This window comes from Blautia sp. 210820-DFI.6.14, assembly GCF_020558815.1.
Lineage (GTDB): Bacteria > Bacillota > Clostridia > Lachnospirales > Lachnospiraceae > Blautia_A > Blautia_A obeum.
In genome coordinates, this window is the sequence record NZ_JAJCKS010000007.1 from 118668 (window position 1) to 142685 (window position 24018).

Here is a 24018-nt window from a genome sequence, read left to right on the forward strand (position 1 = left end):
TTTATTCTCCCTAATATTTTTCCATAAATTTCTTTATATTATTTACATAAGCGCCAAAAATATCAGTAATATATTGTTTATCAAAGATGTCAATAATATAATCCCATGAAATCTTCAAATATCCCAAATCATCTCTTACATGGTGATCTAAAACCACCTGCGGTGTTTGGCTTATCGCATATTCTTCTTTGAATGAATATCTTTTTTTTGTTACCTTAGACACATTCCCCTCCAGCATACAAGTAAACACTACTGGCATAATCGCTTTTCCTGCTCTACCTGAAGAAAGCATTTTTAATATATTGCTTCCTTCAAATTTTCTATATTGAACTAACCGCCACATCTGTTCTTGAGTTGCTCGAATAGCATCCAATAAAGAATCCGTTTTTTCTTGGTATGATATTACTGCATTGTTAGTAAATTCACCCAGTATCCCATTCACATCTTCATGCAATAACTGTCTATTAAACAATGTTACATTTATGGAAAGTCCTGGAGTTTCACTATATTGTGCCAGTGTTTTCATAAAAATTGTAGAAATTACTGCAGCAGGAGTAAAATGATAGTTTTTTATTTTCTGATATAATCGTTGTGTTTCTATAAAAGAAAAATCACATTCAATTCTATCAAATCTTACATTCTGCACTTCTGCAAATTTTTTCTGGTAATTCAGTTTGGGAAAGCTCGGCATATTTTTTACTTTTTCTTTCCAGTATTCTTCAGCTTCCAAATCTCCTTTATCTGTTTTTAATCTCATGTAATTCATAAAAGAGATTCGTGGAAATTTAACATCTTTTCCATAGTACAAACTGAAAATCTCGTTCAACAGTAATTTTGCACTCCATGCATCCAAAATAATACAATCAAAATCTACATGTAAAACACTTGTCTTTCCTGATGTTTTCCCAACGCAAAAATGGAACATGGGCCATTTATAATAATTATACCTATGATGACTTCTCTCTAGCCGCTTTTGCTCTCTATCATTCCCATCATATAATGAATAAACTGGCACAGAATAATATGGCACATTATCTAAAAAACTCGCTTTCCCCTCATGTGTTACAATCAACCGTAATGCATCATTTTTAGAAATAACCAGATTTATCATTTGCTCAAGTCGTTCAACATCCAAAGATTCTATTGTATATTCGATGTAATAATGCGCATTTATATTTCCCAACTCACACCCAGCCGTTTGTCCCACAACATAAGCTGTTTGTATTGATGTTAATGGAATCACATTTTTTTCGATCATTCGAAAGAAATCTAAAATTTGACCTTTAGCCATTTTAAGAATCCTTAATGTTTCCGGTGCCAATTGTCTGTTTTTAGATCTGTATCGAATTTTCTCCCCTTCTCCCCAAATTTGAATGCCATTCTCTCTAAGTTGCTCCAAAAACTCCAAAATATCGGTATCATTATTAAATATGTATTTACTCATTACGTTTCCTCTAATATATATCTTTCGATTTTGCTGATAGTCGGATACTCAAATAACTTGCCGATATCCATAAAACACCCTATTTTCTCCGTCATTTGGTTAGTAATTTGTATTGCCTGTATCGAATTTCCACCTATTTCAAAAAAGTTATCATTTATATCAATATTTTCAATTTTTAAAACTTCTCTCCAAATTGCGAGTAATTGCTCCTGAAGTTGAGTAAGCTGTTTACAATTATTATTCTTTTTAAAAATAGGCTTTCTATTTTTTTCTGCAACAATCAAAATTTTATGAATATCCTTTTTCCCATTTGAATTAAGCGGAATAGCATTCGTTTTAATATATTCTGTTGGAATCATATAGATCGGAAGATCTTTTTTTAACATTTCCTTATAAAACTTGTCTATCCGGTCACGATACCTTTTTTCCTCTACTAATACAGCACATATGTCTTCTATCGCATTATCCCTTTTAAAAAAAACAAACGCTTCCGTTATACCTTGAATCCTTCGTAATGCAGCTTCAATTTCGCCCAATTCTACCCGATATCCATTGATTTTTACCTGATTATCCAATCTTCCAAGAAATTCAATATTACCTTCATTCCAATACCGTCCCATATCTCCAGTACAATACAATCGTTCCCCAGTTCTATCTAAAACAACAAACTTTTCTTCTGTTTTTTCATTATCGTTTAAATATCCCTGTGCAACGCCATCTCCGGCAATATAAAGTGTTCCCGGTACCCAGTCAGGGCAATCTTCCATATTCTGATCCAGAACATAATACTTCTGGTTTGCAAGCGGTTTCCCATACGGAATACTCTTCCAATCTTCCGGCACAATCTCTGGGATCTCGAAATGATTGGACCAAATACTGCCTTCCGTCGCTCCTCCAAGTGCAACAATCTCAACATTCTGAAACAGATTACGGATTCTCCCCGGAAGTGAAACCGGAACCCAGTCGCCACTCATCATTACCAACCGCAACGATTGTGAAGTTACCTGCCTTTGATATTCCTCATATTCTGCCAGCATTTCTACAAAAGCTGGCACGCTGTTCCATACGGTAATATTCTCATGATTCAACCAGTGAATCCAATGCGCTGGATCTTTTCCATATTCCGGATCCGGAAGAACCAATTTCCCACCTGCGCCTAAAACGCCAAAAACATCATAAACAGACAGGTCAAAATGAAGATTGGAGATTCCAAACGCCGTATCCTGTTCTGTAATCTGATAGCGTGCATTGATATCCAGTATTGTATTCACTGCATTATGGTGAGTAATCATTACTCCTTTCGGCATCCCGGTTGTTCCCGACGTATAGATTACATACGCAAGGTCTCCCGCCTTATTCTCCTGTGCTTTGTATTCAGAATCGGTTTTTAATCCAGACACAGAAATACAATCCCACTCGTGCAGCCATTCGGTATCCTGATCATACGCCTGATTCTGCACAAGAATGATTCTTGTTCCACTGTCACGGAGAATCTTTTCAACTCGTTCTCTCGGATTATGGATATCTATCGGAAGATATGCGGCTCCGGCAAACAGGATTCCATAAACAGCAACTACCTGCTCCCACCCTTTTTCCATAAATACAGCTACCGTCTCTTCTTTTTTTATTCCCATGCTCTTCAACTGCCCGGAAATGTAAAACGCCTCTTCTTTTATCTCCCGATAAGTCATCCGCCTGCTGCACGTTACCAGCGCCTCCTTATCCGGAAATTTGTCTGCCGCCTCCAAGAATAATCCATCCAACGTTTTCTCTTCAAATTCAGCCGCCGTTTCATTCGCCTGACGCCGTTTTTCTGAAATTTCCGCTGTTACCAGACTTGCCGTTTTTTCCTGCATGATCTCCGGATGAACTGCTAGCGTATGAAGCAGGCCGGTATATGCCCGGAACATCTCATCCAGCATTCCCGGATAAAATAATTCGTCCACGGAATCCCAAAACAGGCATAAACAGCCATCCATTTCAACCACCTGATGATCCAGCCACACCTGCGGCGTCTGTGAAATGTTATAGTTCAGTTTTCCAAGCCACTTTCCTTCATTCCACTGCTCCACGCCAAGGCCACTGGTAAACACTACCGGCATAATAGCGCCCCGCATATTTCCAGTCTTTTTCTTTAATTCGCGCTCCAGTTCAACCGCGCCATAAGCTGTATGCTCCAGATCTTCTGTAAGCTGCTTCTGAATTGCCTTTGTCCTTTCCGCAAAATTATTCCCTGCATTCTTTATCTCCAGCAATGTCAGTGTTGTAAAATCTCCAACCAGATTGTTCACTTCCGGATGCAATTGTTTCCGGTCAAACTGCGTCAGATTAAGTGTAAAATCCTTATTACTGCTCCACAAGCGGAGAGTCTCCGCATAAGCACTCATCAAAAGAACAGAAGGCGTTACCTCCAGTCTTCCCGCCGCGTCTTTTACAGACTGCCATTCTTTCTGTGACAGTTTTGCGCTCCGGCGACAGAAACGCTGCTCTGTAATCTGGCTTTCGTTCTTTGCAAGCGGCAGATCCGGTGCGTCCGCAAAAGTCTCCACCCGGTCTTCCCAATATTTTTTATCTTTCTCATAAGCAGAGGTAGACTTTATCTGCTCCAGTCCCAGCACGTAATCCCGGAAAGACAAAGTAATCGGCATTTCCGCTTTTCCATTTCGATATACTTCTGCCCACTCATTTAAGAGATGGAACATACTCCAGCCATCAAAGATAATATTGTCAAAACTGATATGGATTCTATGCTTCTGGTCCTCTATTTTAGTGATTCGCACATCAAACAGAGGCCATTCATCTGTCTGAATTACCTGATGAGACATCTCTGCCCGTTTTTCATCCAATGCCTTTTCTTTTTCTGTCACTTCCAATTGTCGGATATCCGTCACGTCAATATGATACTGGGGAGTATTCTCCAGTATGCGCTGCATACCATCCGGCTGGATAATAACACGCATCATCCCATGCCTCTGTATCAACAGATTCCATGCCGTCTCTGCGCACTCAGTATCAAGGCCGTCTGCATCCAGTTCAAAATAACAGTGCGTTGCAACATTCCCCAATTCATACAATCCGCTTCTGCCAAGCCAGTAAGCATACTGCACATCGGTTAATGGGAACGGATGATATGCTTCCTCCAGATTCGGTTTGATCTGCAGTGTATCTTCTTCTTTCTGTTCGGACTGTTCAATAGCTTTTGCCAGAGATTTTACGGTCAGATTTTCAAAAATCGTGCTGATCGTTATTTTGCAGCCGAAGGTTTTCTGTACTTCCGAGATCAACCTTGTGGCAATCAGCGAGTCTCCCCCAAGGCTAAAATAATTATCTTCAATTCCGATATTTTCATATCCAAATAATTGTTTCCAGATATCTAAAAGCTTTTCTTCTGTTTCTGTCGTTGCCTTTGAAAATCGGATAACCGCAGTTTCTTCTTTAAAATCTTCCCGCAATTGCTTCCTGTTAATCTTCCCATTGGACAATGTTGGGAGCTGCTCCATGAAATGATAGTTCTGTGGAACCATATACTCCGGCAGTTTTTCTGACAGATATTCCCTTAGTGCTCCATTATGATAGGACAGGACAGACGCCTGCTGTCTGCTGCAGCATATACATCTTCCATATCTCTCTGTCACAGCACAGTCTTCGCCCAATCCTGCCTCTGATAAACATTCTCTCCACAGCAGGCAATCCGGGGTAACCAGCCCTGCTTCTTTTCTCTTGTCCCGAATATCCGCAAAACCATTTTCCAAAAAAGCCGCTGTAAGTTCCTGAAGGTATGTCCTTACCACAAGGTCAGTCATCAGCAATATTCCGTTTGGCTTCAGTAATTCCGCTACTTTCTTTACCGCATCCGCAGCATCAATATTTCTATGTAAAGCATTTACCGATATCACAACGTCATAACTATGCAAGGACATCTGCTGCTTATCCATGCCTTCTTCCAGATTCAGCATCTCAAACTCGACTCTCTCATATCCCGCAAGTTCTTTCTCTGCTTCCTGCAGAAAATATTTTGAAGAATCCGCATAAGTATAAGCCACGCTTACATCTTCCAGTGCATTCAAAAACTGTCTTGTAATTGCAGTGTCCCTTGTACCAATTTCTATAATCTGGAGTGGCTCTTTTCTGCGTTCTTCTGCCAGAAGCCTTAATCCCTGCACCAGTCTTTCCACTGTTTCCTCGCAGCCCGGAATCCTCCGAAGCAGCATATTCGGAGCCAAAGCCGGCTCTTTCTGGTAGAATACGTCCAGCGGAACTTCATTCCCAGTAACCATATGCTTCAGATACGGCTTCAGTTTATTAAAATACGTTTCCGTATCTCCAGCTTTTTCCGGTACAGCCACTTCCTTCCCGGTACGCGATAGTCTGCCGTCCTCTTCTCTCAGGATTCCTTCCTTCTTTAAAATTTCCAACCATCTTGCCACAGTATTCTTCTGTGTTTCCGTAATGCTCCCTTTTTCAAAAATTTCCTTCTGCGAAAGAACTTCCTTCTCTGATACAAAAATGCCTAACTCTATGAGTGTCTCCAGCATAAGCTGTACACATCTCTGGTCTGCATAGGCAAGGAAATTTTTGTATGCTGTCTTCCGTTCCTGCTGCATCTGCCAATTGCTGACATCATCCTTCAGTTCTTTCCAGCCCCCGCCAAAGATATCTGTGCCGTACAAATACGTTGTAACTTTAGAATCTTCCTGTATCGGCGCTCCGATATAAGCAGCCAGCGTTTTATTGCCATGACCATCACTAACTGTATCAACAACTGCATGAGCCACACCCGGAAACTCCTGAATCGCATGTTCAATTTCTCCCAATTCAATCCTGTGTCCGCGAATCTTTACCTGATGGTCTTTTCTTCCCAAAAATTCAATTGTCTCATCATCCCAGATTCTTCCGAGATCGCCGGTCCGATACCATCTTCCATACTGATCTGTGATAAATTTCTGCCCCGTAAGCGCAGAATCTCCCCTATATCCTTTTGCTACACCAAAACCGCCAATCCAGAGTTCACCTTCTGCCCAGTAAGGGCAATCCCTTCCATACTCATCCACAACACGATATGCCTGATATCTGAGTGGCTTTCCATAAGGAATAGATTTCCAGTTTTTCGGCATCGGCAGGGTAACATTCTGATAATTGGACCAGATACTTGCCTCTGTAGCTCCTCCCATAGCGACAAACTGGCAATCCTCTGTCCATGCCGCAACCCTCTGCGGGAGATCCATCCCAATCCAATCTCCAGAAAGCATAACCGCCCTGATCGGCAGTTTCTGTTTCATGGATTCCGCCCGTATCAAAAGCATATCCAGAAGCACCGGCACTGAATTCCAAACGGTAATCTGATATTTCAACACTTGTTCCAGCCAGTAATCCGCATTCCTTCTCTCCTGCTCTGGAAGCAATACCAATGTTCCTCCTGCGCCTAAAATTCCAAAAACATCATATACCGACAGGTCAAAATCCATAGCTGATACAGCCAGCGCCCGATCTGCACTTGTCACATGGTACTTTTCATTAATATCCTGAACCGTATTCCATGCGCTTTCATGCGCAATCTCTACACCCTTCGGAACACCTGTAGAGCCTGACGTCATGATGATATAGGCGCTGTCCTTCGGCGACACCTCTGGCAGTCTCACATTTTCCTGTCCCTCTTCCATACCTTCCATCACAAGGATTTCCGTACCTTCCGGCCAGTCCAGTTTTTCGGATAATTCCCGATTCGTGACCACATAGCGGACTCCCGTCTTCTCATGGATTAACGCTCTCCGATCTTTAGGCTGGCTTAAGCTGACCGGAAGGTATGAATTTCCGGAAAGCAAAATTCCTAATGCCGCCTCGATCTGTTCTATCCCGCGCGGCAGGGTAAGTGCAACCGGGACTCCCTTAATATCCTTTTCTGAAATCCCTGCCGCCACTGCTGTCGCCCGTGCTTTTAATTCCCCATAGGAAACCGATCTTCCGCTTCCCGCATCAATAAGCGCAATATCTTCCGGGCAAACTTCCGCATGGTTCATAACAGCCCAATGCAGGCATTCCACACGCTCCGGCACTCCTGTACGCGCTGTATCTTCAATTTCTCTTTTTCTTTTTTCAGGAAGCACATCAAATCGCTGATTCCAGTCCTTCTTTCCCAATTCATGCAGAAGATTCTCAAAACACTCCAGCATATCCGGGATCATATTCTCCGGGAATAACTTATCCACGCTGTCCCATGTAAGCTGTACGCCATTTTCATCTTCATAACTCTGGAAGTCATTCCACACCTGCGGCGTTTGGGAAATCATATAGGAAAACTGCCCCAGTTCTTTCCGGAACGTATCATTTACCAACGGCGTTCCCAGATTGCAGGCAAAAACAACCGGCGCCACTGCCGATGCGTCTCCATACATCTGTGCAAGGTCTCTCTGGACTTGCACGCCGGAATATGCCGTATACTTCATATCCTCATGGAGCTGCTTCTGGATCCTGTCTAGCAATTCTGCAAACGTCGGATTCCCTTCGCAGTCAATCTCCAGCAATAACAGTGTAGTGAAATCTGCTATCACGTCTTCCAATCCCTGCTGCTCTGTTTTCCGGTTAAAAAATGGAATATTAATAAAGAAACGATGATTCCTGCTCCACCGTTCCAAAACCGTCGCATATGCAGTAAGAAGAACCATTGCCGGAGTTGTCTGGTATTCCTTTGCCCGTACTTGCAGATGAGCCCACTCTTCCTTGCCAATCCTTACAATCCTGCGGTTGAATACAGTCTCTGTCACTTCCTGCGGCCGTTTTGCCAGTGGCAGGCCTGGCCCTTTCGGCAAATGCTCCAAGCGTTTTTTCCAGTATCCTTCTGCATTGTTTCTCTCTTCCTTATCTTCCTCTTTCTGCCGTTCCAGATAAGAAGCAAAATTCCACCCTTTTGATTCTGCCGGAAGGCTTTCTCCGCGATAGGCAGCCGCCAAATCCCTCAATAAGATCTGCAAACTCTGTACATCGGCAACCAAAAGTGCCATATCCACGTGCATGCGTGCCCTATTTTCAGGAAAAAGCGTAAGCTCTATTCCTGCCACTTCGCCTTCCTCGATTTTTAGCTTCCGATGGGATAAACGTTCTCTGACAGATACTGCCACTGCCTCGGCTTCCTCAGATGGCATCCGTGAAAAATCATGAACCTTTATTTTTTCACAATACGGCTTATCCAGGATTTTCTGTGTCCCATCTTCCAGAAAGCAGGCACGCAGCATGGGATGATGATACTGCAGCACATTCCATGCTTTTTCCAGACGCTCCGGATCTATATTTCCCCCATCAAACTCTAAATACGCATGACAGTCTATTCCTCCAAGAGCCTGTTCTTCATCCCTGCCAACCCAATATGCATACTGTACGTCTGTTAAAGGAAACGGCTGTTTCATATCCTTTTCCGGCGTTATCTTAGATTCTTGCGCCCGTTTTTTGCCCGCTTTTTTCTTCATGCTGCGCTGGATTAGCGCCCACCAGCCTTCAAGGGTAGGATTTTCCATCAATGAACCGAATGAAACCTTAACCCCCTGTTTTCTCCACTGGTTTACCAGACGCATGATCGTCAGGGATGAAAGCCCAAGCTCCAGCAGATTTTCGGAATCTCCCAAATCTCTGGCTACCGGCAGCTTTTGTTTGATCTGTTCCTTTATCTCTATATATTCCATAATTCTGTCTCCTTCTATTTTTCCTGTGCCATCCGTTCTAATGCTTTCTTATCTATTTTTCCTACGCTGGTCAGCGGCCATGTCTCTACCCATTCTATCTGATCCGGCATTTTATACGCCGCAACGCCTATTTCCCGCAGGAACCTGTGGATTTCCTGTAAATCGATCCCGGCTTCATCATCGGTCACAAGGAATGCACATATCCGGTTTCCAAGGGTTTCATCCGGAACGCCGACAACGGCTGCCTCTTTGATTTTCGAATGCCTGCAAAGGTAAGCTTCAATCTCTGAAGGCATGATCTTTTCTCCGGCGCGGTTAATCTGCTCTTTGATCCTCCCGCCCAAACGTAACCTTCCGTCTTTCGTCCACATAGCTTTATCGCCCGTCCGGTAAAATCCGTCCGGCGTAAAGCTCTTTTTATTCGCTTCCTCCGCCATATAATAACCATCAATCGTATACGGGCCTCTGGATAATAATTCCCCAAAAACTCCTTCCGGTACGGCCTTATCTTCTTCATCCACAATCTTCACTTCATCCGCAGGAGACACCGGAGTTCCCTGGCATCTTGCGATCAGGGAACCTTCATCCTCCGGGCTAGTAAAGGACAGTAGCCCCTCCGCCGTACCAAATACCTGCATCAGTTTACACGGCCATTCTTCAATGATCTTATCCGCAAGGGAATCTTCCAGCATTGCGCCGCCCACCTGCAAAATCCGCAGGCTGGATATATCATAATCTTCATCCCATTCCAGCATTTCCATGCACACAGTAACCATAGCAGGAACCAATGCCGTTATCGTGACACCTTCCTCTGTAATTGCGTCAAGGATATCATCCGGGCTGGTCGCAGACGCAAGCACAACTTTTCCTCCCACGTCCAGCGTGCCTAAAAGCCCCGGGCAGCATAACGGGAAATTATGAGCTACCGGAAGAGACGCCAGATAAACGTCACTGCTATCCAGGCGGCATCTCTTCGCGGACATGCGGGCATTATACATGTAATCCGTATGGGTGCGCGGAATCAGTTTCGGAACCCCTGTCGTCCCGCCTGACAGCAAAAGCACCGCCGTTTCATACCCATCCACAGCCGGAAATGCTCCATTTTCTCCACACGTTTCCGCAATCATTCCACTGATATCCCCGGATTCGCTATCTATAAATATATGCCGGATACATGAATATTTCTCTTTCATCGCATTTGCCATCGGCACATATGAAAATCCCAGATATTTCTCCACCACAATATAAGCGGCCGGCTTTGCCAGTTCAATAATTCCTTCCAGTTCCGCCTCCCTGTGGGCCGGCAGCATCATGATTGGCACCGCCCCAATCTTGGAAAGCGCAAAAAACACGATCACAAAAGAAATCCTGTTCGGAAGCTGCACAAGCACTTTATCTCCCTTTAAAATCCCTTTACGCAGAAAAGCTGCCGCAAGACAATCTGCTTTTTGCTTTAATTCCATATAACTGATCTCGTCTTCACTGTCCGTGACCGCAGTTCTTTCTCCATATTTTTCCGCCCACCTATCAAGCTGTTCTCCAAAGCCACATCTCTCCCAGCCTTCCAGATTCTCATATTTGCTCATATCTTTCTTATAACCCATTTTATCTGTCTCCTTTCTTATGCGCCGCCACATACGCAGCATATCCTTTGATCCTGACCGGATACAGAAACCAGTCCTGATCTTTCTTATCTTTTTCTGCAATTTTTCCGTTTCTGACAGAGAAGAAATCCATTCCTCTTCCTAATCCAATCCCAAGCGCCTTTACATATGCCTCTTTCGCCGCCCAGTACTGGAAAAACAGATCCGGTCCTTCATTTTTTACATCTTCCGCTTCTTCTGCAGTATAAAAATTTTCCGCTATCTCCCTATAGTCCGGGCACTCTGCCATCTCCTGCACATCCACTCCGATATCCATTCCGACAGCGAATACCGCCAGTATGAATTCACCCGAGTGCGAAATGTTAAAATCCACTGTCCGCTTTCCTGCAATCTTTTTATGATAAGGCTTACCCAGTTCATTGACAGAAAAATCAATCGTTTCCATATCTAAGTATCTTTTTAAGAGGATCCGCACGACAACCTTCCCGGCTATATAACGCATCCTGTCTTCAGGAAAACGGAATCTTCCGGCTTGCTCCAATTCCTGCCCACTCAGGATATATTCATGGTTCTTCCAGAAATCTGTCATTTCAGACCAGCGGATACACCATATATGTATCTCATTTTCACGGATATAAAGTTTGTCTGCTGACAGAAATTCCTTTTCTCCGTATCGTTTAATCTCCATTTTTCATTCTCTAAAGCAGTCTCATGACCTCACTTATTACTTCGTCTTCACAATCCCGCAGATAAAAATGTCCTCCCGGAAATATCCTGTAGTTAAAATCATTGTCCGTATACTTTCCCCATTCCAAGATCGCACTCTCATCCGCTTCTCCGTCCTTTTCTCCGCCAAATGCAGCGATAGGCGTATGCAGCACTATTCCCGCCTTGTCATAATACGTTTCATCCATGGTAAAATCTGCCCGCAGCATAGGCAGAAAGAAATCCAGCAATTCCTGGTTCTCCAGTACCTCCTTTGGCGTCCCTTCAAATCTCCCCAGTTCCCTCTTAAACTCTTCATCCGGAAGATGATATATTGGATTTGGCTCCGGAATACTAGGAACCCGGCTGCCGGAAATAAACAGACATTTTGCAGTATATCCCGCTGCCTCCAACCGTTTTTCCAGCTCATAGGCGATCTTCCCACCCATACTGTGTCCCCATAAGGCATACGGTCCGTACACAACCTTTCTTACAGCCTCTTCCAGGTCATCTAACATAACCGACATATCTATATACGGTTTCTCCATGATCTGTTCTTCCCTTCCCGGAAGCTGAACTGGACATACCGTTACTTTCCCCTGCATCTTTTTCGCCCACTGGTTATAAGCAGAAGCACCGCCTCCCGCAAATGGCAGACAAAACAAGGTTATTTTCTCTTTACTAATGTTTTCCGTATTTTTTATCAATTTCATATTCACTTTTATATTCCTCTGGCATAATGTTCTTTTTCTCTCTGTTTACCATCATTTTGTAATATGTTTTTCTCAATCATTTCTTATTTCTACCTGTAATTAGTTACCTCTAACTCTTTGTCAAAAAAAATTTTGATCCATCCCAATATCAAACCGGACGCCAAAACAATATGTGCTACCATAAGCCCCTTTACGATCAGGGAATATCCGGTCACAGAAAAAACACCTGCTATCGCACATTCAATCACTAAAATTACCCTCGCGCGCATCCCATAAACTTTCTTCTCTTTCACATCCAGTTTCTTGCTGCTGGCATCCACCGGTGCCATAGCAAATATGAATCCAACTGCGACAAGCCATATAATCCGCATTTGCCACGTCACAATTAGGTCAGATGCCAGATACTGACTGCATAGAAGGACAAGGATACTGGAAACAATCATGCAGCTCCCTGCTTTTTCTAAATGAATTCCTCCGGCATACTGCCTTAGAACAGTAAAGGGCAATAAAAAGACTAGCATCTCCAGCCAATTCCCCGTTGCGATGCCAAGTATGACAGTGATAAGGTATATCGCGACCCTGCCCAGCAGTACACCGTAAGCATATTCATACAACCTGCGGTCTTTTTCTTCAAGAATCCCGTTCCTTTTTTGCACTTCAAAAAGCCAGCCGGTAGTTTTTTTCCACACTAGAATTTCCTCATTTTCTTAACTTCTTCCGGCTCTTCTTCCTGATAGTACAGCCAGTTGCACGCCAGATTTGCCGTATATGCCGTCAGGCAGAGTGCAAGACAGTTTACAACTCCAAGTACTTTGCTACCCAAGCTTTTTCTGATTGTTTTTTTCATAGTTACATGCCTCCTTTTTTTTCGAAAGTTTACACAAAAATCGCCCTCTTTTCAATTACCGTGGCAAAAACGGTAACTTTTTGGGCGATTTTTGCACATCTTTATTTTATTGTAAAGATCAGCTTAACAGAGAACTCCTGTTCTCCGACCTCCACTCTCATAATTCCAGCATACTTTTTAACCAGTTTTCCAACCGTATGCAGTCCGATCCCGTGACTGTCTGCATCTCTTTTGGTGCTTATGTACCGGTCCTTGTCCTTTAACAGCGGAACAACATACCCGTTGCAAAATTCCATAACAAGGAAATGTTCCTCATTTCCCATATACATCCTGCATTCTACATATCGGCCATCTTTTGTCTTTTCTGCCGCTTCCAGTGCGTTATCCAAAAGATTACCTACGATTGAGATCATATCCAGTTCTTCCAAAAAGTCCAGCCTGAGATCATTACCCAGGGTAATCTTATAGGAAATATTCTTAGATTCCGCAAGGAATTTCCTTTCGCACAGGATGCTGTTCAAGATCGGGTGTTCGCAATACACACCTTTTTGAAGGCTCTGAATCCGGACACCTAAATGTTCCATAATCTCCTTGACCTCTTGATTTTCTCCTTCTTCCATCAAACCGGCTACTGTACAAATAAATTTATTTATATCGTGTAAGAATGCCCTGTTATCCTCATTGACCTTATTCATATACTGTAAATTAGCAATCTCCGCCCTGCTTTTCTGGTAAAGCCGGGCCATCTTCTTCACTTCTTCTGATTTCTCTACAAACCGGTCAAACACTGAGAAAATGAAGATATTCGTCAATAGCAGCAGTGAAGCTCCTACCGGAACCATAACCCTGTTCATTCCTTCAAAAGAAATATTTGAATAAAACACACATCCTAATATAATGATCGTAGCGGTTGGCAGCATGAGCAGCACAGTAAAAGTTTTATTCTCAATCGTCAGATAATCCCTTTTTCTCGTTACCTGATTAATGCATTTAATAAACAGAAATGTCATGGTACTCATCAGTAGTAGCGCTAATGTCTTTTCTATTTCCGTCCCAAAACCCTCAGATGCACCTGTCACGCCATACGCATTCGTAAGCGTTGCAAAGAGAAATTCAGGAATAATTGCCAGCACATAATAGCAGCATACTATAACCAGCTTCTTCCATATATTTCCCCGGAACACAACCATTGACACAATCATATACGTTACCGGAATCATTACCATATTAAATATTGAGGATTCCAAGTGGTTGATTCCGAGCATTACCAGCGCTATGACAAAATATACGAGAAATTTTCCCAAAAAGTTTTCTCTTCTGTATGGGAGCATGTTCTTTTCCAGATCTTCCAACAGATACATCTGAAGAAGGCAGATCAAAAAATCTCTTACTATCATACCATGCCGTTCCTTTCCCCAAGAAACATGATCAGAGCGTCAGCAAACTGACCTTTTCTCGACCTTGAAACATTCAATTGGATTCCCATCTGTAGCAGCGCCACATTCTTTTCCAATCCTTCCACTTTCGCCAGATTTACAATATAACTGTTATGTGCATACTCAAATCCCCTTCCGGCCAGACGTTCATATAAATCGCCTAAAGATTCCTTACAATGCATCTCATCTATCTCCCCCTGCCTAGCAACGTATATAGAGCAACCCCTTTTCGCCAGACAGATATATAAAATGTCTTCCGTATAGATACGAATTACTCTTCCCGCTGATGTAACCGTCACGGAATAATCTCCACAGTGCAATTTTACTTTTGATAAAATCGCAGGGATTTCCCTTTTCAGACTTCTGTCATGCAAGTCTTTCATAATATAACGGAACGGCTGCCCAATATTGATGCTATCTGGAGTCGGTTCAAAGTATCCGGAGCAGAACACCAATATCGCTGCCCTATTGTATTCCCTCAGCTTCAGTACCGATTTATTCCCATCCAATCCGGGCATACGCATATCCATAAAGACCAAATCATGCAAAATATCAGCATTTTCCAGTAGTTCCTTTCCTGACTCGTATTCATAAAACCGTATCTCGCTCTTAGGAAGAATCCCTTCCGTTTCTATAACCTTCTCTATTTTCTCCCTATAATTTTTATCATCATCGCAAATTGCTATTTTATACATCTATGTCCTCATAGGTTAGTTTTTCCTAACTCTTTTTCATAAAAAATCCATCCTGCAGAATCTGAATCCTATGAGCATTTACTCTTCCTATAGTTCGGGTTCCAAATCTGCAAAGATGGGATCAGCAAAAAATTCCTGTATTGTGACATCCAATCCATCGCATATCTTTTTTATTGTAACTACGCCAGCATTCTTACTCTGACCATACAAAATATTCTTTAATGTCGAAGGAGGAACGCCAGAACATACCGCCGCCTCATTCACTGTGATATCTTTCTGATTAATCAGATCGTTTAAACGATATATGACCGCTGTTTTTATATCCACGGTATCGACCACCTTTTTTTCTTCTATTTTATATAAATCGGCTTTAAAAGGTCGCCCATATATAGTCTTTTTGATCTATGTACGATATTTTTTTAACAGTTTTTCTTATTCTAGCAGAAATCAGCTAAATTTCTATATTTTATTAGATACATGAAACCCTGTGAGAACATTTCTGATCCTACGCAGGGTTTTCCACTTTGTTATAAAATTTTTATATTTTCCAGTATGCTGGATCGGAGTTATCATTCAACTTTCCTTCTGCTACCGATTGTAAAAACATATTTTACGAATAAATATTCAGCAGTTCTTCCGGAGAAAGCAGTGTAATCCAAAAGGAAAGAAAATCCTTTTTATTCCTTGTCACAATCGCATCACACTGATTCGCCTTCGTACAAGTTGCAAGCAGGCAGTCTTCAAAATCAGATACTCTCTGCAAATAAGCAGGCAGCACATCTTCGTTCGTCACTGTCAGCACTTTTGCTATGTCCAAAACGGAGCCAAGTGCCTTTCTATAAATTTATACCGTTCTTACATCCCGATCAGCTCCTCTCTCCGGGTCATCTTTTCCCTGCTTTTCTTGGATTTTTCTCTTATTGATTTCCAGTCGTTCATGAATAGATGGCTTCTTTGCCTTCGTAGTTGCTTTATTCTTTTCTGTTTGCATACTCGAAACTACCTTTTTCACAGCTTTGTCATTATCCCCTTTTGTCACATTCGCTGCTCTTGACGCTTCTACTCTGCTGTCCTGCTTTTCTGCAACCTGCCGTTCCTGCTTTTCCTGCACACTTTTTTCTTCCAGACTGCAAAAGCTCTGCAAATATGGCAGCACATGGTTCTGCATATCGGTCAGATCTTCCATACACTTCTGAAACTCTTCATTTCCCTTGTTTTTCAGATAACCAATCCAACTTTCATCCGTAAGTTTCAGTTCATTTTGGAGTTTCAGCTGACTTAAAATACCGCCATTTCCTGTTCCAATATCTATTTTCCCTTTGAAATATTGCAGCATTTTATCGCCTTTTTCCGCATAATATATAGTAAAAAACATCTGGGCTGTTACCATCGGCTCATCCGTCCTCGGATTACGGTCTGCGTACCATTCCTTATCCTTCTGTGCAGTACGGGAATCCAGATCTGAGAGCTTCTGACAGCGTGGTTCCATCAGCTCCCGCTTTTCACAGTAATTCACATACACCATCGGCTCTGTTTCTTTGGATATATCTGGTTCGTAGGATTTCAGCCGTTCCAGCAAAACACCTGCCCACACGGACTGCTCACAGTCTTCTTCAATCACATCCTTCAGAAAGGAAATATAAGAACCAACATTTCCACTTTGCAGATCCAGCATGACTTCCTGTAAGGTATCCTGCCCTGGTTCTACATGATCCCGGTAATCATACGGATCAAATGCTTCTGCAATCTCATCCAGTGCCTCTGCCAGCTGTTCTGTGGTCATCTTCTCTGGATACATTGCTTCTCGAACATCTCTCATCGGTACATACTTGTAGTCCGGCAATGCTTCATGAATTTTCTCAATCCCTTCCCGTACCAGTGCAAGCTCTCCATAAAACCGAACATCATCCATCAGATTTCCAAGTACTGTATTTCCTTTTACGATTGCAAATTCAGCATCATCGTAGTAACTGTCTTCCGGATCACGATAGATAATTCCCATCGAGCATCCCAGATACGCAGTTTCTGGATTCTCCTTATATTTTTCATAGACTGCAGCTATCTGATTAACATCGGTACTTTTTTCATAAGCTCCCATATCATGGAACTCATCACATTCTGTGGCAAAGTATTCCAGATAAGGTTCTTTCTTCAGTGGCATATTGTTAAGTACATTGTCAATCATGTTATAATTCGCCTCTTCCAGTTCTTCTACCTTAGCCAGTGGCTTATATTCGCCCTGGCTTTTCTGAATCTCTGCCATTACAACCTCATCCATTTCTTTCACTTTTTCCATCAACTGATCATAATCCCCACGGATGCGTTCTCCAGTCCAGCCTTCGTCTTCCAAAAGTTCCTCTGCCGCTTCTTCAATAGAAATTTCATCATTTTCATAGACGCCACCATCCATCAGACGGAAATCTTCATCGTAAAAGGAATAATCGTATCCTTCTTCTGTCCTCTGAATAGCAAAATACCGTTCTCCTACCTCATATGCCAGTTCACTAAGAACCTGTTCTTCCAGATTCAAGAAAGAATCCAGCTGTTCAAAACTGATACTGTCTACAAAATGAGCTGTTACTTTTTCCCCATCATTCAAAACAACGATATCACTGACAGACAGGGAATGCCCACGGAAGTCTTTCGGTCTATCAATGTTGAACCTTTCAAAAATATCATCCAGTGACGTATTTCCCAGTAATTCTCCAACATAGACCAGCTTATAATCTTCTTTTTTTATCTGCATACCATGACTTTCAATAAAACTCATATTCATAAATGCATAATTTTCGCCCGGTGAATCATCTTTGATCTGATAAATACCAAAGGTTCGCCTTGTTCCTAACAACAGGTTTGCCTCTTTCAAAGACTGAATCTGCGGATATTTCTGCATTTCCCATTCCAAGTTACGGAAACGCTCCCGTTCTGCCATGGACATCTGATAATGCTCCGGTCCTCGTTCGATTTCCTTGCGTTCCGTGACATAGATTGGTGATGAAAAATTAGTGATCAGATAGATATCTGCTCCGGCATCGTATAATTTCAGTGCTTCTTCCTGGTCAATGACACTCATAGGCTCCTGAAATGCTCCAAAATCTTCATCGGCATAATCCAGATCCTGATCCCTTATCCGTTCCCACATCTGTAATTCCATGCCAAACAGACCTTCATGTGCCTGTATCATTTCTTTACTTGCATACTCTCCCTTACCGCCATCGCTGCCCAAGCAATAAATCTTAGAACCCATCCTGTGATAATCTAAGGCTGCTTCTTTTCTAAGCGGTACCATATCCTCTGCTGTATATCCATAATCCCGAAGTTCCAGCTTGCCTATGGTTGGATCTGGTAAGTCCTGAATATCCATTCTTGCATCATCCAGTAAATCCTCTACACTTTCCTCATCTGCTTTGCTCAATGCATCTGCCAGATTTCTTACCAGAGTCCTAACTTTCTCTTCCTCACCGATCAGATTCGCATATTCAGAAATCTGTTCTTTTACATCTGTTGGAAACTCTACGCCTCTACGCTCTGCCTGATTGATCCGTTCCTGCGTATATTCCTGCATTTTCTGTGTTTCTCTACCTGTTATCATACTTCTTGCCATATAAGTTCCTCCCTTATTCTGAAAGAAGGCATAACCCACAGAACATTCTTTCTGCCAGATTATGCCATCTTCCTTGTTTTCTTATTCCAGACCGAAGTCCCGCTTTCTATTTTCCTTGCCAGTTTCACTTTCCCGCTGACTCTTTTCTTTATAAATCTGCAGCTTCTCATGGATAGAACCTCGTGCCGGTCTTTCTTCTTTCTCTTTTGATTCCGACTGCTCTGTTTCTGTATCTTCCCGTTCATCCATATTGAGAAGTGCATTTAATTCTGACAGCCGCTCCAGTTTTTGGCTCAGTTCCTCTTCTTTTGGAAATGGCTTCCCGACTTCCTCTTTGGCATTTGTCATCTGCTCCTGTACCGTTTCCAGCCGTTGTTCTGCTTCTGCCAGTTTTTCCGGATAACTTTCTAAAAGATTATTGATACGAATGATATTTCCCAGGGCATCGGCTCCCAACCGAACTTTAGCTACCGATTCATGCTTTACAGACAGGATAAACTCTTTGCTCCAGCTGTCGAATTGGATTCTCATGTTAAATCCCTGATAACTTCCAATGTCCATAGCTGCATCTACAGACTTAATGTCTTTGCAGACCGCCAGAAGAGCCGCTCCTGCCTCTTTCTTTTCTGTGAACACTTTGCCACTGATTTCCATAGAAAACTGCTCTGGATCTGTAATTTTATGCTCAGAAAAATGAGCGATATCTGCCTTATAGCTGTCAATAATCTCCGTCAGTTTTGCAATCTGTTGCGGAAAATTCCTTGCAATATCATCTTCCAGTCGGTATTGGTTATTCATGTGGTTCGCTTTTAGAAGCTTTAATTTCGCCACATCCACATCCAATGCCATCTTCTCTTTTACTGCTGGATTTCCGGTTGCCAGTGCTTTGACCTCTGCATAGGACAGTGCCGCTTCGTCCACATCTTCGCAGCTTCTGACCGGTGCTTTGCTGGTCATGATCTGGGAAATAAACTTCTGCTTGTTTTCGATCAACTGCCACATGTAGCTGTCAAATGTGGATTCAGTTACATACCGGAAGATATGAACCTTTTTATTATGGTTTCCCTGACGGATAATACGTCCTTCCCTCTGTTCCAAGTCAGATGGTTTCCAACCAATATCCAGATGATGCAGGGCAATCAAACGATCCTGCACATTGGTTCCTGCACCCATCTTTGCTGTTGAGCCAATCAAAAAACGAACCTGTCCGGATTTCACTTTCCCAAACAGCTCCGTCTTTTTTGCTTCTGTATTTGCATCATGAATAAACGCAATCTCTTTTTCCGGTACACCTTTCTCTATCAGTTTCTGCTTCAAATCATCATAAACATTGAAACTGCCATCGCCTTTCGGTGTGCTCAAATCACAGAAAATCAACTGTGCTGATTTCTGTGCTGCTGTATCTTTCCAGATTTCATAGCTTTTCTCTGCACAGACTGCTATTTTGCTTTCCGGATTATCTGGCAATAATTCATTCACCAAACGCTGATCCAATGCTAACTTTCTTCCATCATTGGTAATTTTCAGCATATTATCAACCGAGGCATCTACCCCACCGTTTCTGACAACTTCTGCACGTTCTCCAAGGCTTTCTACGATTTCTTTCTGCTGTTCCGTTGGTTTCAGCACCACTGTTTCATATTCCGCTTCCGGCACTGGAAGCTTTAATTGATCGGAAGTCTTGATATCTGCAATCTCCTTGAACATATTCATCAGTTCCGGAATATTATAAAACCGTGCGAATCTGGACTTTGCACGATAACCTGTTCCTTCCGGTGCAAGTTCGATACTCGTGACAACTTCTCCAAAAGTGGAAGCCCAGGAATCAAACAATCCAAGTCCCATATTTTGTAATTTACTGTTCTGCAGATACCGCTGCATAACATATAATTCCGTCATGCTGTTACTGATTGGTGTGCCTGTAGCAAAAGTAATGCCTTTTCCTCCGGTAATCTCGTCCAGATATTGACATTTATTGAACATATCTGCCGACTTCTGTGCTTCGTTCTGTGCAATCCCGGCTACATTTCTCATTTTTGTATAGAGAAACGCATTTTTATAGCTGTGTGCTTCATCTACATACAAATGATCCACGCCCAGTTCTTCAAACGTAACTACCTGATCTTTTTTCTCTTTCTGATTCAGTTTTTCCAGTCTTGTCTGCAGGGTTTTTCTGGTCTTTTCAATCTGTTTGACGGTATAACGCCCGCCGTCCTGTTCATACCTTGCACTCTGGATTGCCATTTCCAGATCATCAATCTGCTTCCGCAGCATGGCTTCCTGCCTCTCATCAGAGATTGGAATACGCTCAAACTGAGAATGACCGATGATAATGGCATCATAATTTCCCATAGCGATTCTGGCACAGAACTTTTTCCGGTTTGCCGGTTCAAAATCTTTCTTGGTTGCTACCAGGATATTGGCTCCCGGATATAACTGTAGGAATTCTGCACCCCACTGCTCCGTCAAATGGTTCGGCACGACAAAGAGATTCTTCTGTGATAATCCCAGTCTTTTACTTTCCATTGCAGCTGCTACCATTTCGTAAGTCTTCCCAGCTCCTACTACATGAGCAAGAAGTACATTCTCTCCGTAAAGCTGGTGTGCAACTGCATTTTTCTGATGCGAACGAAGCTCTATTTCTGGGTTCATTCCTGGGAAAGTCAAATGACTGCCATCGTATTCACGGGGACGGATGCTGTTAAATCGTTCATTGTACACCTTTACCAGACGTTCACGCCTCTGCTGATCTTTAAAAATCCAGTCCCTAAATGCTGCCTTCATGGCATCCTGCTTCTGTGATGCCAGCATGGTTTCTTTCTTATTGAGGACACGGATCTCATCACCATTTTCATTGACGCTCTTATCATAGATGCGTACATCTTTCAGGTTCAGGGTATCTTCCAGAATCTTATAGGCATTTGCTCTCTCAGTTCCATACGTTGCATAGGCAAACGCATTTCTCGGACTGTCGGCATTCTTTCCTGTAATCCTCCACTCACCATTTACCTCAGAGAATTTAACCTGTATTTCCTTCTGCGCAAGATACCATGGCGTATGAAGCAGTTCTACCATAAAATCCTGATAATCCGAAGGTTCAATCCAAGTAGCTCCAACACGCACCTCAATTTCGGATGCTTCCAGATTTCTCGGCTGAACTGCCTCTAAAGCACGGACATTCGGTGTAAATTCCGGATGATTCTCTGCAAAGGTTCTCGCAGTGTTTAATTTATCCCTGACATTTCCAGATAAATACTCATCTCCGCTTTCCCACTGGTCTGTCAGTGGATTTTTGAAGATAACCCCGACCAATTCTTCTGTGATCTTCTCTTCGGTCTTTCCGGTCAGCTTTGCCATATAAGGAAGGTCTACCTTTGCCCTTTCGTTAAGAGACAATGCCAATGCTTCTGTTGCTGTCTCCACGCTTGTCACAGCAACCGCCTTTTTGATGGTTCGTTTGGTGAACATGTCCGCTTTCCGCTTCAATGTTCCATCTTCATTCAAGTCTTCCAGGGAACACAGCAGACAATAAGAAGAGTCATCAGAAAATGCACGTTTATTAGCATTACTTCCAATGACTCCATACTTTGCTGTGTAAGTATCATATACCTGATTCAGCTTCTCCTGCTGTTTCTGGATTTCTTCATCTGTGACAGATTCCTCCATCTGCATGGCGATCAACTCCCGGACGGTATCACGGATTGCAACCATGCCTTTTACACGTTCTGCAGTGGCTGCAGGCATTTTCACCTGATTCATCAAAGAGTTGACACGATAATATACCTGATCATCTACAACCGTATAGCTGTAATTTCTAACATTCGGATCTGCCGGAATACTCTCTGGCATCTCATCCAGTTCTGTTTCCACATCTACTGCCGGTACCATGCTTCCCTTAATTTGTTTCACAGCTTCTTGTAACTGTAATTCCAAATCAGCTCCTTCCATTGGAGCACAGGTTGTTTCCATACCATACGGACCGGACACTTCTTTCATCTCACCCAGAATCATTTCCGGATGCTGAACAAAATACTGATTGACCGTAATTCCATTGACATCACTATCCAGATTTATCCATTCCGGCATTTCTTTCGTAAGGCTTTCCCTCTTTTGGAAAAACAAGATATCAGCACTGACTTCTGTTCCCGCATTTGCCTTAAAAGCTGTGTTCGGCAGTCGAATTGCTCCCAGCAGATCTGCCCGCTCTGCCAGATATTTCCGGACTTCCGGTGACGCCTTATCCATAGTTCCCTTTGTTGTGATCAGTGCCGCCACACCACCTGGACGTAACTGATCTATCGTCTTGGCGAGAAAGTAATCATGGATCATGAAATTGTAGCGATCATACTGACGGTCATTGACCTTGTATGCACCAAATGGCACATTTCCAATCGCCACATCAAAAAAATCATTAGGATAATCTGTCTTCTCAAAACCTTTGATCTGAATATTGGCATCTGGATAGAGTAGCTTTGCAATTCTACCGCTGATACTGTCCAGTTCCACACCATAGAGTTTGGACTGGTTTAGATTCTCCGGAAGCATTCCAAAGAAGTTCCCGACTCCCATAGATGGCTCCAGAATATTTCCTTTTGTAAATCCCAGATTCTCCAACACCTGATACATACTTTCAATCACAATCGGCTGTGTATAATGAGCATTTAAGGTGGAAGCTCTGGCTGCAGCATATTCCTCTGGTGTAAGAACCGTCTTTAATTCCAAATATTCTGTCTCCCATGCAGCTTTTGTCTCATCAAATGCATCTGCAAGACCTCCCCAGCCAACGTACCTGGATAAGATTTCCTGTTCTTCCGGTGTTGCATTGCGATTCTCATCCTCACATTTCTTTAACAACTGGATAGCCATGATATTGGCACGGAACTTTTCTTTTGCTGTACCCTGTCCAAGCTCATCATCTGTGATGCGGAAGTTCGTTGCTGGAATCGGTTCTGATATTCCGTTAATCTCTTCCAAAGATTTTTTTCCTTCCGATACCTCAACTTCTCCAGATAATTCTTTTTCTTTTTTATCATAATCTGTCCACACACGTTGAGAAATAGCAGTAAAATACGAGGACTCTTCCTCCATAATTTCTTCCCTGATTTCCCGTAATTCATCTAAGGTATCCGCATTTACAGTTTTGTTGTGATAATGATAATAAAGTACTTCTTGTCCGAGTTTTACATCCAGACGTTCCAATTCTTGTGTTGACATTCGATTCCAAATATCATCTTTTTCCGTATGAATCGTGAAACCTTCTCCATCATCATGATATTCTAATGTGTATTGAAGTCGAT

13 protein-coding genes are annotated in these 24018 nt (G+C 42.6%); all 13 read right to left on the reverse strand.

Going from position 1 to position 24018, the window contains the following annotated elements:
* Positions 1-10: 10 nt before the first annotated feature.
* The gene (locus LI112_RS07960; RefSeq protein WP_015528437.1) at positions 11-1444 is read right to left on the reverse strand and encodes a condensation domain-containing protein; all 1434 of its coding nucleotides are present in this window, start codon (positions 1442-1444) and stop codon (positions 11-13) included.
* Positions 1444-9117, reverse strand: a complete 7674-nt coding sequence (locus LI112_RS07965) for a non-ribosomal peptide synthetase (RefSeq protein WP_227190495.1) — start codon at positions 9115-9117, stop codon at positions 1444-1446. The genes LI112_RS07960 and LI112_RS07965 overlap by 1 nt, the downstream gene beginning before the upstream one ends.
* A 14-nt stretch (positions 9118-9131) precedes the next feature.
* Complete coding sequence (locus LI112_RS07970; RefSeq protein ID WP_015528435.1) at positions 9132-10721, reverse strand: (2,3-dihydroxybenzoyl)adenylate synthase; 1590 nt, start codon at positions 10719-10721, stop codon at positions 9132-9134.
* A gap of 1 nt (position 10722) precedes the next feature.
* Entirely contained in the window at positions 10723-11409 is a 687-nt protein-coding gene (locus LI112_RS07975; RefSeq protein ID WP_015528434.1) for a 4'-phosphopantetheinyl transferase superfamily protein, read from the reverse strand.
* Between the two features lie 10 nt (positions 11410-11419).
* The gene (locus tag LI112_RS07980; protein ID WP_179961046.1) at positions 11420-12139 is read right to left on the reverse strand and encodes a thioesterase II family protein; all 720 of its coding nucleotides are present in this window, start codon (positions 12137-12139) and stop codon (positions 11420-11422) included.
* Positions 12140-12228: 89 nt separating this feature from the next.
* Positions 12229-12828 carry an accessory gene regulator ArgB-like protein gene (locus LI112_RS07985; RefSeq protein ID WP_054337272.1) on the reverse strand — a complete coding sequence of 200 codons (600 nt, stop codon included), beginning with the start codon at positions 12826-12828 and terminating at the stop codon, positions 12229-12231.
* Positions 12828-12986 carry a cyclic lactone autoinducer peptide gene (locus LI112_RS07990; protein WP_227190497.1) on the reverse strand — a complete coding sequence of 53 codons (159 nt, stop codon included), beginning with the start codon at positions 12984-12986 and terminating at the stop codon, positions 12828-12830. Before LI112_RS07990 ends, LI112_RS07985 begins: the two co-directional genes overlap by 1 nt.
* 101 nt (positions 12987-13087) lie before the next feature.
* Positions 13088-14383, reverse strand: a complete 1296-nt coding sequence (locus tag LI112_RS07995; protein WP_015528431.1) for a sensor histidine kinase — start codon at positions 14381-14383, stop codon at positions 13088-13090.
* The gene (locus LI112_RS08000; RefSeq protein WP_015528430.1) at positions 14380-15117 is read right to left on the reverse strand and encodes a LytTR family DNA-binding domain-containing protein; all 738 of its coding nucleotides are present in this window, start codon (positions 15115-15117) and stop codon (positions 14380-14382) included. Before LI112_RS08000 ends, LI112_RS07995 begins: the two co-directional genes overlap by 4 nt.
* An 87-nt stretch (positions 15118-15204) precedes the next feature.
* Positions 15205-15444 (reverse strand): helix-turn-helix transcriptional regulator, encoded by a 240-nt coding sequence (locus LI112_RS08005; protein ID WP_054337273.1) that lies wholly within the window; start codon positions 15442-15444, stop codon positions 15205-15207.
* A 283-nt stretch (positions 15445-15727) separates the two neighbouring features.
* On the reverse strand, positions 15728-15934 hold the full coding sequence (locus LI112_RS08010) for a PIN domain-containing protein (RefSeq protein ID WP_055059678.1): 207 nt from the start codon (positions 15932-15934) through the stop codon (positions 15728-15730).
* A 27-nt stretch (positions 15935-15961) separates the two neighbouring features.
* Positions 15962-18721: a YodL domain-containing protein gene (locus LI112_RS08015; RefSeq protein WP_055282726.1), complete on the reverse strand. Its 2760-nt coding sequence runs from the start codon at positions 18719-18721 to the stop codon at positions 15962-15964.
* A gap of 81 nt (positions 18722-18802) precedes the next feature.
* Positions 18803-24018, reverse strand: a 5216-nt coding sequence (locus LI112_RS08020; RefSeq protein WP_227190499.1) for a DEAD/DEAH box helicase family protein, incomplete at its 5' end; no start/stop codon positions are given.